The organism is Legionella santicrucis, assembly GCF_001468135.1.
GTDB lineage: Bacteria > Pseudomonadota > Gammaproteobacteria > Legionellales > Legionellaceae > Legionella > Legionella santicrucis.
The window spans coordinates 103,275-116,365 of sequence record NZ_LNYU01000050.1; the positions used below are offsets into that span (position 1 = coordinate 103,275).

A 13,091-nucleotide genomic window follows, 5' to 3' on the forward strand; every position below is an offset into this window, starting at 1 on the left:
AATCCTTTTTAACAAAGAAAAAAGTATTGCTCCAAAAACTATTGAGGAAATCGCAAAAGGGGAATTATCAACTTCCAAATGGTTGGTAGCCTGTGCGATAGAAATTTTACTGGAAGAAAAACCAGATATAGTGCAAAAAATATTAACTGATGACGATATCTTGTTTTTGTGGGCTAATCCTTTAATGAAAAATCATAAACCAGTCAAGGAGCTGCTCGATAACTTAGAGTCGTTGAATAATTCGGAAACGTTAAGCAACAAACTAAAGGCGAATTCAACTAGTTAACGCAACTTTTGTATATAAAACAACCAGTTAAGATAAGGTAAAATCCTTTGCTGATTTTGTACAGGAGTTGAAGCTATGAGATATAAACGCATAGATTATCTAAAACGATGTAAGATTCAAGCCTTATGGAAAGCTAATTACAGATCTGAGGCAAATGCGAACTGGAATCATCGATAACCCTTGCTATGACCGAGCTTTACTATAAATTTAACTGCTCATTTGAAGAAATTAAAATGAAGTAATTTATTACCAGATTAGATTGGTTAATAACCAATGTGACTTAATTTTTCATTAATTTAAGCCGAAATATGACGCTAATTCGCATTTGCCTCAGATCTGTAATTTAACCCATTCCTAAAGAAAAGACCTATAAAAATCATCTAGCCCAGTATCATGAAGTCATAGAAAAAATGGGCTTAAGCAAATGCCATGGACTTCGCCATGCCTACGCTCAGCGAAGATATCTTGAAATAACAAAGTCATATGACAAAACTGGTAAAGGGCTTATATGCCCAATCCAAGGAGGTAGAGTTTACAAAGAACTTAATCCCCTTGAAAAATATTGGGACAGGACTGCAAGGGAAATGATTAGCCAGGAGCTAGGGTATTCGAGATTGAGTATTACAAAGATCTATTGTGGAAAGTAATTGATTATGTAAAGTAATTGAATATAAGCCAATAATATCAGGAGATATCTATCTAAAGACTTTACATAATATCTCCGATAATCCTTCCATGCGGCCATAAAGGACGTCAACAACCAATGGAGGATTATGCATGATTTCCAATAAACCTAAACCAAAAAAGCTATCACTAGATGAATTAGTATTTGGTGCCTTAAGTCAATTACAAGTACTTAACTATAATGAACGATCAATACGGCGTTATCAGTCCACCTGGAACAGGTTAATAACGTTTGCCAAAAAGAATGGATACAAAAAACAGCTCTGTGAAAAACTCATACTGGAATTTTTAGAATATCACGATGTTCATCCCAATTTGCCAACTTCTGCATATAAAGATTGGCGACGACATGCTGAATTTAGCCTTAAAATACTGTGGAACTATGCTCGCTTTGGCTATTTTGAGCGTTGCAAAATTGTATTAGATAAACTTAATATCCCACCTGCAATGCAAAAGAACCTATATGAATATAAAAAATATTGCGAAGAGAAACGTTACTTGAGTCCTGGCACAGTACGTGAATGTTTTAGCCAGATAAGTTTATTCCTTGATTTCATGGGAAAAAGAAACATTAAAACTTTTTACCAAATACAACCAAAAGATATATCCGATTTTATCTGTTCGTTATCGCGTTACAGTCAAAGAACTATTTCAGGAATTGCTTCATATCTACGTATGTACCTAAAGTTTCTGGTTTATCGAGGTTACTTAAAAAACGATTTAAGTCAATCAGTACCTAGTATCACTGTTCCTTATCAGGCAAAGATACCCTCAGTTTGGGACCGAGAATTGATAGTTAAATTACTTGATGCAGTTGATAGAAGCTCGCCCAGAGGAAAACGAGATTACGCCATATTGCTACTGGCCTGCCGATTAGGATTGAGGTTAGGCGATATTCGTGAGATTTCCTTAGATAATATTGACTGGGAGGCGGAAATGATCTCAATTACGCAAGGAAAAACCAAAGCTCCTTTATGTCTACCTTTAACCAATGAAGTTGGTAATGCCTTAATCGATTATATTAAATATGCTCGCCCACAAATAAAATACAGGCAAGTATTTTTAAGATTAACGCAGCCTTTTACTCCATTGAGCACAAATAATCACTTTTATACCATAGTGAAATATTGGAGAGGTGTGGCTGGCATTCAGTTTAGAAGCCAACAGCACAAGGGGCTGCACTCACTACGACATAGTTTAGCCACCTATTTGCTAGAGGATAATACTCCATTTTCGATGATTGCTGATATTTTAGGTCATGCCTCCATGAACACAACGATGATCTACGCTAAAACGAGTGTTGAAACATTACGTCAAGTGGCATTGACTATCAAGGAGGTGAATCATGGCAATTAACAGCACAGCCATTCAGTTTGAAAGCCCACTTGCACCGATGATTAGGCAACTGATTCTGGAGAAACGAGCGAGTGGGTATAAATATGAAAAACATGATCGCATTTTAAAATGCTTTGATCATTTTCTTTGCCATACGACGATAAAGCAAAATGAGTTACCCAAAGAGCTTGTGATGCAGTGGCTGGAGAAAAAACCTGATGAGCAAGCTTCAACACAACAACATCGAATTATCCTCATTCGGCAACTTGCGCGTTTAATGATACGATTAGGTTATCCAGCCTATGTACCTCCTTATCGCTTTGGCGCTCAACGGTCATATATTTTCTCTCCCCATATTTTTACACAATGTGAGATTCAAAAAATTTTTCATGCCGTAGATCAAATTAAACCAACACCATGTTCGCCCCTGCGACATCTTATTATTCCAGAGATATTTCGCTTATTGTATGGATGTGGATTTCGATTAAGTGAGGTATTGAATTTGCGTGTTCGTGATGTTGATTTGAAACGAGGTGTTATCACTATTCGAGAAGGTAAGCATGATAAAGACCGACTGGTTCCACCTGCGCTGGATACGGTAGAACGCTTGCGAATATATGCTGAATGCATAGATAATAACTCTCTGGAAAAACGAACAGAAGACGCTTTCTTTTTTCCCTCACCTTCAGAAAATTCTTGGGGCAAAGGAACCATTTATACCTTATTCCGAAAAATGCTACTCCAATGCGGCATTCCTCATAGAGGCAGAGGAAAAGGGCCAAGAGTCCATGATCTTCGCCACACTTTTGCGGTACACAGACTTATTCAGTGGTATGAAGAAGGTTGTGATCTGAATGCTAAGCTACCTTTTCTTGTAGCCTATCTTGGTCATAAAAATTTTACAGGTACACAGAAATACCTTCATCTGACTGCTGAGTTATTTCCTAACCTGATTGAGCGCATGAATAAGCAATTTGGCAGTGTAATACCGAAAGGGAGATAATCATGAAACCAACAGATTTTTCAATTTATTTAAGCCGTTTCTTGAGCAACTATCTGGCTGGTCAACGGAATTTAAGTCCAAATACCATAAAAGCTTACCGTGATGTCTTTATTCTACTATTGCGATTTTGTCGTGATGTAAAGAATATTCCGATTGAAAAACTACAAATTAAACAGGTCGATGTAGAACTAATAGAAGCATTTCTTGATCATCTTGAAAAAGATCGACACTGTACATCACGCACATTAAATCATCGCCTGACCACACTACATGCATTCTTTCGATATATTCAAGTAGAAGATCCAATATATTTACTGCAATGCCAACGGATACTGGCCATTCCATTGCGTCGGTTTGCTCGTCCTGAAGTCAGCTATCTTTCTAAAGATCATCTTGTTGCTCTTTTAGCACAACCAAATCTTGAAAAACCTGCGGGTCGGAGAGATGTTGTGCTATTAAGTGTCCTTTATGATACTGGTGCACGCGTGCAGGAGTTGATTGACCTTACCGTGGGAGATGTGCGATTAGAAACGCCAGCCCAAGTTCGTATTTTAGGCAAAGGAAGAAAAATACGTATAGTTCCGCTTATGGATAATACAGTTAACCTTTTGCAAAGCTATTTGCATGAAAATAATTTATTGCTTCCTGAGACATTTGACTATCCATTGTTCCGAAACAATCAAGGTAACAAATTAACACGTGTAGGCGTTAATTATATTCTACAAAAATATGAACGATTAGTACGCGAAGCTCATCCTCATTTTAAACAAAGAATCAGTCCACATACACTTCGGCATACAAAAGGGATGCATTTGCTACAAGGTGGAGTATCCTTAGATATTATTCGTGATTTCTTAGGTCATGTTGATATTAAAACCACGGAAATCTATGCCAAAGCAAACCTTGAAATGAAACGTGCTGCCATTGAGAAAATCAGTCCAGCACCTATTCCCAAACTACCATCCTGGAAGGAAAATAAAACGCTACTCAAATGGCTACAATCATTGTAAATTAAAACTGGATATGTACTTTCGTACTATAGATTCATTGTTGATTCTAAACATTAGGTGCGGGAATTTTTTGATTAACCCCAAGTTGAATCAGGTTCTTATTCAACTACTGCACCTAATATTTATAATTTCGAGAAGACATTAATTCAATATTGTACTAAAACTAAGTAATTATTTAATAACCCCTAGCAACGATGCTGTCCTGTCACTTCATTATATTGTATTTCCACTTCTTTATTATGTTTACATTGACCAGTTGCAAATTTGAAAAAACCATGACTTCCCATAGATCCCATAGTTGTTTCTCTAGTTTTATCTTCTGTTGCATTATATTTTTCTTTGAGCTCATTAAATTTAACGTCTAACTCTTCTTTTGACTTAACACTCATTGAATGTTTAGTATCGTATTCATTTTTATTTTTTATCACCATTACTGAATAGTTAGGCATTATACACTCCATATATGAAAGAATTAATTATTAAACAGCTGTTATCCATTTAATTTTTCGAATGGTACGCAAGGCCTAGTTTGCAGTCAATACGCATTTAAAATGTTATTATTAAAAATGACTAAGTTTTTGTAAATTAACTCTTTCATAGCCATCTTGATATTAAAAATATAAAAAATTTATTTCAGAGCTAATCTTGAAATGAAACGAGCAGCAATGGAAAAAGTCCGTGCTGCAGCGATACCAAAAGTACCTTCATGGAAAGAAAATAAATCACTATTGCAGTGGGTGCAATCCTTATAGAGGACATATACATCCACTATTTCAATGGAGGACCATCTGTAATTGTTTAGATATTATGTAAGGTAATTTGGCGGATGATCCATGCAATTATTGGTTTTTTTTGAACTACTTTACATAATCACTTACTTTCCACAATAAGCTTTATGCGCTGCAACACATAAAAGTTATTGTGGTTAGTAGATTATTATGTGCAGTAATTTTGAACTAACATGCTGTTAAAGTCGAAAGTTTTTTCTTTAATCAAAGGAAAATGTTGCAAGAATAAGGCATGGAATGTGAGAAAACTATCTGTTAATAATGAAATCTAAGATGCCTTTTTAAACCACAATGCATGATGTGCTTTCAATTAATACCGAAAGAATGAATGTTTAATTCCAATCGCTTAGCAAATAACCACCTTTTTTCAACTCAAAACCTATTTTGAATAGGGGCTTGGAGCTAATTAATAATTTTCATTTAAAAAAGAGTACAACAAGTAGGAAGCCAACTATCTTGATACTCTTCCTCCGAAGGTTCTTTCAATTGAGGTTGTAAGTTGCAATGTGTTATCAAAATCTCTTTAGCTAAATCTGAAATAATTTCATCTCTTTCTTTTAAAGAAAGATTTGATTGACATGTGTGAATTGAAAGAATGGCCCAGTGGCCCTCTTTAAATTGGATGAACGCTGTATCATTTCTGATTCCTCCTAAACCACCTTGTTTAGAACCAAAGTCAGTGGGTCTAGGGAAAAACTCGATGGCTCCTTTTTTTATCAGGGTTTCGCCGGTTTTGCATTGTCGCATTTTCTCTAATAAGACATTAGCGGCTTTTCCAATCCAGCTTGGTTTCTCATCTTGAGAAACCAACAATTTTAATAAATCCGTCATCATCTTAGCAGTGCAGGCATCTTCTTCTGACTCCGCCAGACAATTTTCGGTAGGGCGAACTGAATAAGCACTAATAAATTCATAGAGTATTTGGAGAATACTGTTGATTGATTTTTCCTCAGGCACTTTAAAATAATCAGCGAGCAACTTTTTAGAAGTAAAGGATAGATGATGACCTTCTATATTAAGCTGGGAAATTAGTTCATTAACCTTGTCTGGACCACCTGCCAAACCAAGAAGTACATCAGTTGAAGTATTATCACTTTCAGTTAACATGTAGGTTAATAATTCGTCAACAGTTCTTGTTGTTTCTATAGACCAGGGCCTGAAATAATACCGATCTAATGTATTCGTAGGGCGCCCAGGGGAGAAATCGGTATTTTTAATAGTAATATTAGTAGCTAAACTCAATTCCTGGTCGTCATAGATTTTTTTCAAAATACTCAAGGCAATAGCAACTTTTTTAGTACTGGCCATTGGCATCATGACTTCAGTTTTGTACCCTTCTTCCAAGGTAATGAGACCTTTTTCATCAAGTAAATAAAGACTAACTGCTAACTTTGCTTTTTCGCCAAGTTTCTTCTCAATCTCACTTAAATTCATTTTAGATCCCTTTAGATTTATTTCTGGCACAAATAGAAGTTTGCATCAAAATGTTAAAGTCCTAGTCGATAATACCGTAAACAAGTTTCACTGCCGTAACCTTTATTCCAAGAGCACAACATCTAAGTTTAATCAGTCGATTAGCTTACTAAAGGAATATATTTGTTACAAGCCGGTCCAGCTTCGATACCTAAAGGAAGGAAAATAAATCGTTGCTCAGGTAAGAAACTCATTTTCAGAATTAAACTTCTTCATTATTGCAAAATATTTATGTGTAGTGATTTTAAAAAACCTCTCTGAAAAAAAAAAGAGAAATTAGTGGTACGAACATAATATTCTACTAACACCCCAGTAATGGGTTTTTCTATGCAAGGATGACTTGGACTATCACTTGTCGGCTTCCTAGCTCTGCAAATATTTTTTCTCTTGGGCTAATTTGAAAACGTTATTTATGCACTTCATACAATAGAAAATCTATATTACCAAATACAATGATTCTTACATAATGGAAGCCACATTTTTCTAATAAACACTTTGACTTTGTATTTTCAGGGCGAGTAACAACGACTAATTTATCAACAGCTAAATGAGCAAATCCCCAATCAATTAATGCCTCCACTAATTCAACTCCATACCCCTGGCCCCAGTATTTTTTATGTAAAATATATCCAATTTCGATATCCGGTTGATTATCATTGTGATCAAGATAAACAAGCCCAGCACGACCAATGAATTCATTATTGTTTTTCTCGAAAACAGAACCCATAGTGAAATGATGTTTGTTGTAATGCAAAATATCACTTTGAAGCCATTCCTGAATTACTGACTTGCTTTGGACTCCACCCATATATTCCATAACATGTTCATCTGAATGCAGGAGATACCAATACTCGAGATCATCTAAGATGGGTGTTTTAATTAACAGTCTTGAGGTTTCTACTAATATGCTCATATGTTGGGACTTTACTTTATATATTTACGTAAACCAGTTACCCATTAAGAGATTGCATTATTCATAATTGGTATATAAGTAATAAATATGCAAATAAATTTTTAATATATTTCCCAAACACAACACCTCATGAAATACCACCTCAATAATTAGTCTTGACAATTAATTGTTAACAAAAGACTTTTTTTAAATATAAATAAAAATTAAAAACAAATGGGAATGCAGAAATAATTAAAGAAATGCTTGCTACATAGAAAGCATTTCTCGTACTTCTGTTAGCCTTATACTGTATTAAATTAAAGTAGGCTTCTGGTTTTATAAAAAATTTGTTTTTTAATTTTTCAGGTAGGTTTTGGTTAAAAACCGCTTCATGCAAATGTGGGGCAAAGAGCTTATGAAATATTTCGTTAAAAAAGTGGCTGCTACTTTGGTGGCTGTATCCTTTTTTTGATAAGTAATCTTTAGTTTCATCAAGAGTAGTTCCATTTTCAAATGTATCTACACCAAATTGAACTAAAGCAATATAAAAATTATCATTTTTTTTAAACATATAACCTCCTGTCTTAAAATTTTTTTACTGTTAACTATCAAACAATTCTTCAATCGTCGTCTGCATTTCTTCCTCACTGGGTTTGGCATACCTGAATATCTCTTTAATCGAAACATTACCACTAACTTCCTGCGCAAAATGAACCCCATGTTTATCTGTCACTTTTTTTAAAAACGTATGACGAAGCATATGTGGGGTAAAATCAAACTTCTCCTCATCAGGTAAAAATGCCAAGGCTTGTTTTACAAGTCGTTGGCAAGTCCGATAAACATCAAGTGTTTTAAGGGGTGTATTATATCGACTTACAAATAATGGCTCATCTGGTGCTGGATTTCTTAGTTCTAAATATTGCTCTAAAAACTGCCTCGATTCTATTGGTAAAGGCACCCTACCCGTCACTCTTTTACTTTTATGTCGAACGACATTAGATAAACCGTTCCTCTCATACTGATACACATTCAAAGAAACCAACTCTGATGCCCGAAGACCACTCCCCAACAAGGTATAAAATATTGCGGCTTCCAATAATGGATTTTGGTTTTTTCGAGTACAACTTTTAATCCGTTGTTCACAAGCAGATTTAAGTCGCATTAATTGGCGACTTGTTAACCCATTCCAGTCAGGTGCATCAACTTGCACATCTTTAACCTGTGCCAGTGGATCACCGGCCAATAATGGTCGATGCTGATGAAGCCATCTGCCAATATGCCGAATTGTAGCCATGGTTCTATTAACCGTAGTCGCCTTATATGGTTTTTGAGTGATTAGTGAAATTGTTTTTGTTAAAGATTTTTGAAATTGCTTACTAACCGCGGGGGTCCAACTATCAACTTGATCGTGCCCTACTTCCATTTCAAAGAACTGAATGAATTTTGTCAGATCACTCATTTTGGCTTGCTCTGTTTTTTCAGGCGCACCTTTGACATGAACCTCATAATAATATCCAAACCATGCCTTCAATGAGTTGGTATCAAATTGAACACTTACCTTGCCTTTAATCTTATCTATCACAAACTTTGGATTTTTGTCATTTTGTAGATCAAGAGAATTCAAGGCTCACTCCTTTGGTTTTTTCTCGATCTTAGCATATTTGTGATAGATAAGGTACGTTATCTATCACAAAGTGAATCATTGGAACTTACATACTACTCTTAAAAAATTTATAATTGAAACTCAAGCAATCATCTTTTTTCGGGATTAAAGCAGATTTGTAACCAAAGTTTACTTTTGGGTTAACTTTGAATTTTCAAAGAGTAGAAGAAGAGAGGTTATATTTGAAATTGAATAAATTTAGGTAAGGGTAATTTTTATAAGTAATTCATTAAAGGGTTGATCAATTTGGCCATCTAATCCTTTTACCATATGCACACCAGTATCTTTTTCTGCATATACCAATAAGTAAGGACATGTCATTTGCCCTTTTAAATTTTTGTATTTAGTATCATCAGAAAACAATAAATGCTTTCCTTTAAACTCAATAAATACAAATTTATATTCATTGAAAACAATAAAATCAGGGCAATGCCCTTTAAAAATTTTAATATTCGAAATATCGTTGCGGACCCAATTAAAATTATTGTTAATACAAATCTTTTCTAAAATTTTTGCAAAGTCTAACTCTTCACTATTTAATTGTACTTTTGGATATAAAGAATTTTTAAATTCTTGCGGATGAGGATATGCTAAAATGAGTTTAAAAGGTGGCCATTTGTATGCTTCATATTTATAAGATAACTTAGAAGATATATCTCGGATGTTTTTTGATTCTCTGATTAACTTTGCTAAATATTTGGCAGAAGGAGCGACTCTTTCAAGCCCCCCACTTTCTCTTAATTTTATCTGATATTTAGTTATAATGAGGCTTGCGTAATTTCTGGGCAGATGATATGTAAGAGCGTCAATTAGGCATTTTTTTGCCATCTCTACGTTCCACTCTACTTGTCCAACTCTATTCATCTCGCTATTAACAGAAACTTCTTTATCTAATTTGAGTTTACCTTGTCTAACTATAGGAAGTTGAGTCGCGCAATTCTTAGATAACTCTTCAATTGATTCACAAATTAACTCGCTTGTTCCTATCAAGCTATCATCTTCTATATTTTTTTCTAATCGATCTGTAAAAGTTTTTATAGAAGGAATTATAATATTTTTTTGAATTTCAATTTGTAAAACCTCTTTAGGGGGAGATAAAACAGGCAACTCATGTATAAAATTTTTACATGATTCTTCTATTGAGTGCTTCCCAGAAATATATACGTACCCCCTATTTAATTCGTCAAAATCTTCATCAAAAGGAATAGATTTTGGTAATCTAATGACCCTGCCTAACAATTGGATACCTTTACTTTTACTAATTGATTCTTTCGTTGACAGCAAAACATATGCTTCCGGACAATTCCACCCTCGCTCAACCATAAGATCACCAATGATATACCTAACTTCTGAAATGTCCTCCAACTCATCTAATCCACGAGAATTTTGTGTATGAATAACTACTTGAGTTAAAAAATCCTGATCATTCAGTTGTAAAAAAGAATTGAGTTCTCTCGCCATATCCTCACAATCTTTTGCAGGAGCCTGGATTAACATTTTTGGTATGAAAAAACGATCTTTATCAAATTCCTTTAATAAATTCGCTTTTTCCTCTAGGAATTGTCTCTGATTTATTGCTCTACGTATTATCTCTTTTCGACTAATTTCATCTGAAGCTTCATAAAAGATTTCTTTCACAAGCATGTTTGCCTCAATCACATCTTTATAAGAGACATTAATATATTCATATTCATTATTTTTTTTCTTAAATGAGGCAGTAAACCCTAATTCTAAAATGGGAGAAAGAACCTGTGTTAAAGAATCCATATTTTTACCAGACATACCTTCGTCAGCTTCGTCAATTATCAAAATAGAACGGCGTCTATCAAGATCCTGGAAAGATTTCCATTTTTTTAACCAATGGAGGGATTTTTTTGAGATTCCCTTTTGAACATTAAATAATAATACTTTGCCCATAAAAGAGTTTATTTCATGCTCAATATCATAAACAGTGGTAACTATATTTCCGAGACTTTTTCTAATTTCGTTTTGGGTTTGTATTAGGATTTGTTTGTTATGCGTTAACCAAATAAAATTAATTGAAGGAAAATTTTTTAAACCAGCTTCAATTAAAGCGGCCATAATGAATGTTTTGCCCGAACCAGTTGGGGAGATCGTGACCTGTCTGCCATAGATTGGTTTATTTTGGTTTAAAACTTCGTCTATTAATAGTAGGTTTTTATCTACTACATTTTTTTGGAATTCTTTTAAGTGTGAGTATAAATTCATATTTTCCTCACCTCGACATGCCAGACAAAACTTCATGCCATTGTTTAATGAGCTCCTCAGGTATTTTAATTATTTTTATTTTATTGCATGGCGTTCCCAACATAATAGATTGATCAACCCCTACCCATGGCTCTTCTAATGTTTCTTTTACAGTGTACACAATAATATTTTTAGCTTGATATTTGTTGGTTTCCTGCTTCAAAATGAATAATTCTTTTTCAAAAAAATTTTTATCATTTCGCGCATGGGGTATTGTCATTGCTACTAACATTGATGATGTTTCATCAAAGCCCATGACCTGCAAGCCCTGATTAATAACTAAATTTTTTTCATTCAATCTATGGTATGCAGAAAAAAAATCAAAAGAATAGCGTTTAAATGTGTCTAGAAGTTCAAGATTATTCAATGGTTTCTTTTCTACACTAAAAATTGAATAATCTTTTTCCATATCAAAAGCATCAAGTCTCGGTATCATTACTTTATGAAAAGTTGAACCCATCTCTTCAATTAAAATCCATTTTCTAACTCCATTATCTTTTTTATTCAACTCGTGAGCTGCTTGAGCAGTAGTTCCCGATCCGGCAAAGTAGTCCAGGACAATACAATCTCTTTTAGGATATAAAGATATAAGATGCTCAATTAGTTTTACTGGTTTTGGCGTTGAAAATTTAATATGTTTGGGTAGATCGTTTTTCCCTGTTGATGACATAGTAATTACACTACGAGGATTTTCCATTAAATGCTCATCTAGATAACGTATAATTCTCGGAATGGTAGTATGATCCTTTCCAAAATAAATTTTATTTTCTTTAACGAGCTTCTCGAGTGTTTCTTGTTTCCATTTCCATCCATTTTTCGGCACTGGACAAGGAAGTTTAGTTTCTGGATGAATTAATGGGGTTCGACATCTTTTCCCTCTATGGTCATCATGGGCACAAGAATTATCTATTTGAATAACTCTTTTGTTTACAGGATGAATTAGGCAGTATTGGGCTTCCCCGCCAGTTATTAAATTGAGCTTTTTTTGTTCTTTAATCCATTCTTTAAATTTCTCTTGAGCTTTTTCCCATGAAAACGTTTTTACAAAACAATTTGCTTTTTCAATAATAAGGGATGCAGATGGTTTAATTTCTTTTAATCGTGGTGTTTTACTTTTATTTTTAGCATAACAAAGAATATATTCATGGATATCCGTAGCGTGACTTCCTGAAGATCCTTGATTTTTATTCCAGATAAAAGTCGTAATTTCATTTTGTTCACCAAAAATTTGATTCATCAATATTTTTAAGTGCGCAACTTCTCCATCACAAATTGATATAAATATAACTCCTTCTTCAGTGAGGAGTGAATGACCGATTTTTAATCGTGGCTCCATAAAATCCAGAAATGCTCCATGATTCCCCGCCCAGTCTCTTTCTTTTTCTGAAATACCTTTCCACGTATTTTTATATCCTTGATTTCCGCCGACATTGTATGGAGGATCAATGTATATAACATCCACCTTCATTTCACGATCTGTCATGCCAAAACCCGCTTTTATAGCCGCCAAAGCTGAAAGATTTTCGCCATGAATTGCAAAATTACCACTGCCTTTTTTTCCACCGGTCCATTTCAATATACTAATTTCAGTTTTATTATTTACTCATGTTACGCACACTCAGTTTTAAGCGGTCATATTTTTGAGCTCCTGCCAAGCAATTTGGTTTGCTCTAACAATGAGTTTGTACT

Annotated in this window: 10 protein-coding genes and 2 pseudogenes; 5 read left to right on the top strand and 7 right to left on the bottom strand. The window is 34.4% G+C overall.

Annotation, left to right across the window (positions count from 1 at the left end; translation table 11 throughout):
- The 5 genes and pseudogenes from Lsan_RS22610 to Lsan_RS10695 all read left to right on the top strand — a co-directional run.
- Window positions 1–286, top strand: a pseudogene (locus Lsan_RS22610) (hypothetical protein); the annotation flags it as partial.
- A gap of 350 nt (window positions 287–636) precedes the next feature.
- Window positions 637–933: pseudogene (locus tag Lsan_RS23440) on the top strand (phage integrase N-terminal domain-containing protein); the annotation flags it as partial.
- A 130-nt stretch (window positions 934–1,063) separates the two neighbouring features.
- Complete coding sequence (locus Lsan_RS10685) at window positions 1,064–2,326, top strand: site-specific integrase (RefSeq protein WP_058514381.1); 1,263 nt, start codon at window positions 1,064–1,066, stop codon at window positions 2,324–2,326.
- Window positions 2,316–3,308 (top strand): tyrosine-type recombinase/integrase, encoded by a 993-nt coding sequence (locus Lsan_RS10690; protein WP_058514382.1) that lies wholly within the window; start codon window positions 2,316–2,318, stop codon window positions 3,306–3,308. Before Lsan_RS10685 ends, Lsan_RS10690 begins: the two co-directional genes overlap by 11 nt.
- Window positions 3,309–3,310: 2 nt before the next feature.
- The gene (locus tag Lsan_RS10695; RefSeq protein ID WP_058514383.1) at window positions 3,311–4,318 is read left to right on the top strand and encodes a site-specific integrase; all 1,008 of its coding nucleotides are present in this window, start codon (window positions 3,311–3,313) and stop codon (window positions 4,316–4,318) included.
- Between the two features lie 185 nt (window positions 4,319–4,503).
- Here Lsan_RS10695 and Lsan_RS10700 read toward each other — a convergent pair whose 3' ends face one another.
- The 7 genes from Lsan_RS10700 to Lsan_RS10730 form a co-directional block, all read right to left on the bottom strand.
- Window positions 4,504–4,767 (bottom strand): hypothetical protein, encoded by a 264-nt coding sequence (locus Lsan_RS10700; protein WP_058514384.1) that lies wholly within the window; start codon window positions 4,765–4,767, stop codon window positions 4,504–4,506.
- Window positions 4,768–5,526: 759 nt separating this feature from the next.
- Entirely contained in the window at window positions 5,527–6,540 is a 1,014-nt protein-coding gene (locus tag Lsan_RS10705; RefSeq protein WP_058514385.1) for a serine hydrolase, read from the bottom strand.
- Window positions 6,541–6,985: 445 nt separating this feature from the next.
- Window positions 6,986–7,492, bottom strand: a complete 507-nt coding sequence (locus Lsan_RS10710; RefSeq protein WP_058514386.1) for a GNAT family N-acetyltransferase — start codon at window positions 7,490–7,492, stop codon at window positions 6,986–6,988.
- Between the two features lie 169 nt (window positions 7,493–7,661).
- Complete coding sequence (locus tag Lsan_RS10715) at window positions 7,662–8,042, bottom strand: hypothetical protein (RefSeq protein ID WP_058514387.1); 381 nt, start codon at window positions 8,040–8,042, stop codon at window positions 7,662–7,664.
- A gap of 30 nt (window positions 8,043–8,072) precedes the next feature.
- Window positions 8,073–9,095 (bottom strand): tyrosine-type recombinase/integrase, encoded by a 1,023-nt coding sequence (locus tag Lsan_RS10720; RefSeq protein ID WP_058514388.1) that lies wholly within the window; start codon window positions 9,093–9,095, stop codon window positions 8,073–8,075.
- Between the two features lie 237 nt (window positions 9,096–9,332).
- A complete protein-coding gene (locus tag Lsan_RS10725; protein WP_058514389.1) occupies window positions 9,333–11,363 on the bottom strand; it encodes a DEAD/DEAH box helicase in 2,031 nt (676 codons plus the stop codon).
- 7 nt (window positions 11,364–11,370) lie between these two features.
- Window positions 11,371–12,978 (bottom strand): site-specific DNA-methyltransferase, encoded by a 1,608-nt coding sequence (locus Lsan_RS10730; protein WP_058514390.1) that lies wholly within the window; start codon window positions 12,976–12,978, stop codon window positions 11,371–11,373.
- Window positions 12,979–13,091: the final 113 nt, after the last annotated feature.

Excerpts from the sequence above, each read along its gene's own strand:
- Lsan_RS10705 (WP_058514385.1), bottom strand. The coding sequence starts at position 6,540 with ATGAATTTAAGTGAGATTGAGAAGAAACTTGGCGAAAAAGCAAAGTTA.
- Lsan_RS10725 (WP_058514389.1), bottom strand. The coding sequence starts at position 11,363 with ATGAATTTATACTCACACTTAAAAGAATTCCAAAAAAATGTAGTAGAT.
- Lsan_RS10685 (WP_058514381.1), top strand. The coding sequence starts at position 1,064 with ATGATTTCCAATAAACCTAAACCAAAAAAGCTATCACTAGATGAATTA.
- Lsan_RS10715 (WP_058514387.1), bottom strand. The coding sequence starts at position 8,042 with ATGTTTAAAAAAAATGATAATTTTTATATTGCTTTAGTTCAATTTGGT.
- Lsan_RS10695 (WP_058514383.1), top strand. The coding sequence starts at position 3,311 with ATGAAACCAACAGATTTTTCAATTTATTTAAGCCGTTTCTTGAGCAAC.
- Lsan_RS10710 (WP_058514386.1), bottom strand. The coding sequence starts at position 7,492 with ATGAGCATATTAGTAGAAACCTCAAGACTGTTAATTAAAACACCCATC.
- Lsan_RS10690 (WP_058514382.1), top strand. The coding sequence starts at position 2,316 with ATGGCAATTAACAGCACAGCCATTCAGTTTGAAAGCCCACTTGCACCG.
- Lsan_RS10700 (WP_058514384.1), bottom strand. The coding sequence starts at position 4,767 with ATGCCTAACTATTCAGTAATGGTGATAAAAAATAAAAATGAATACGAT.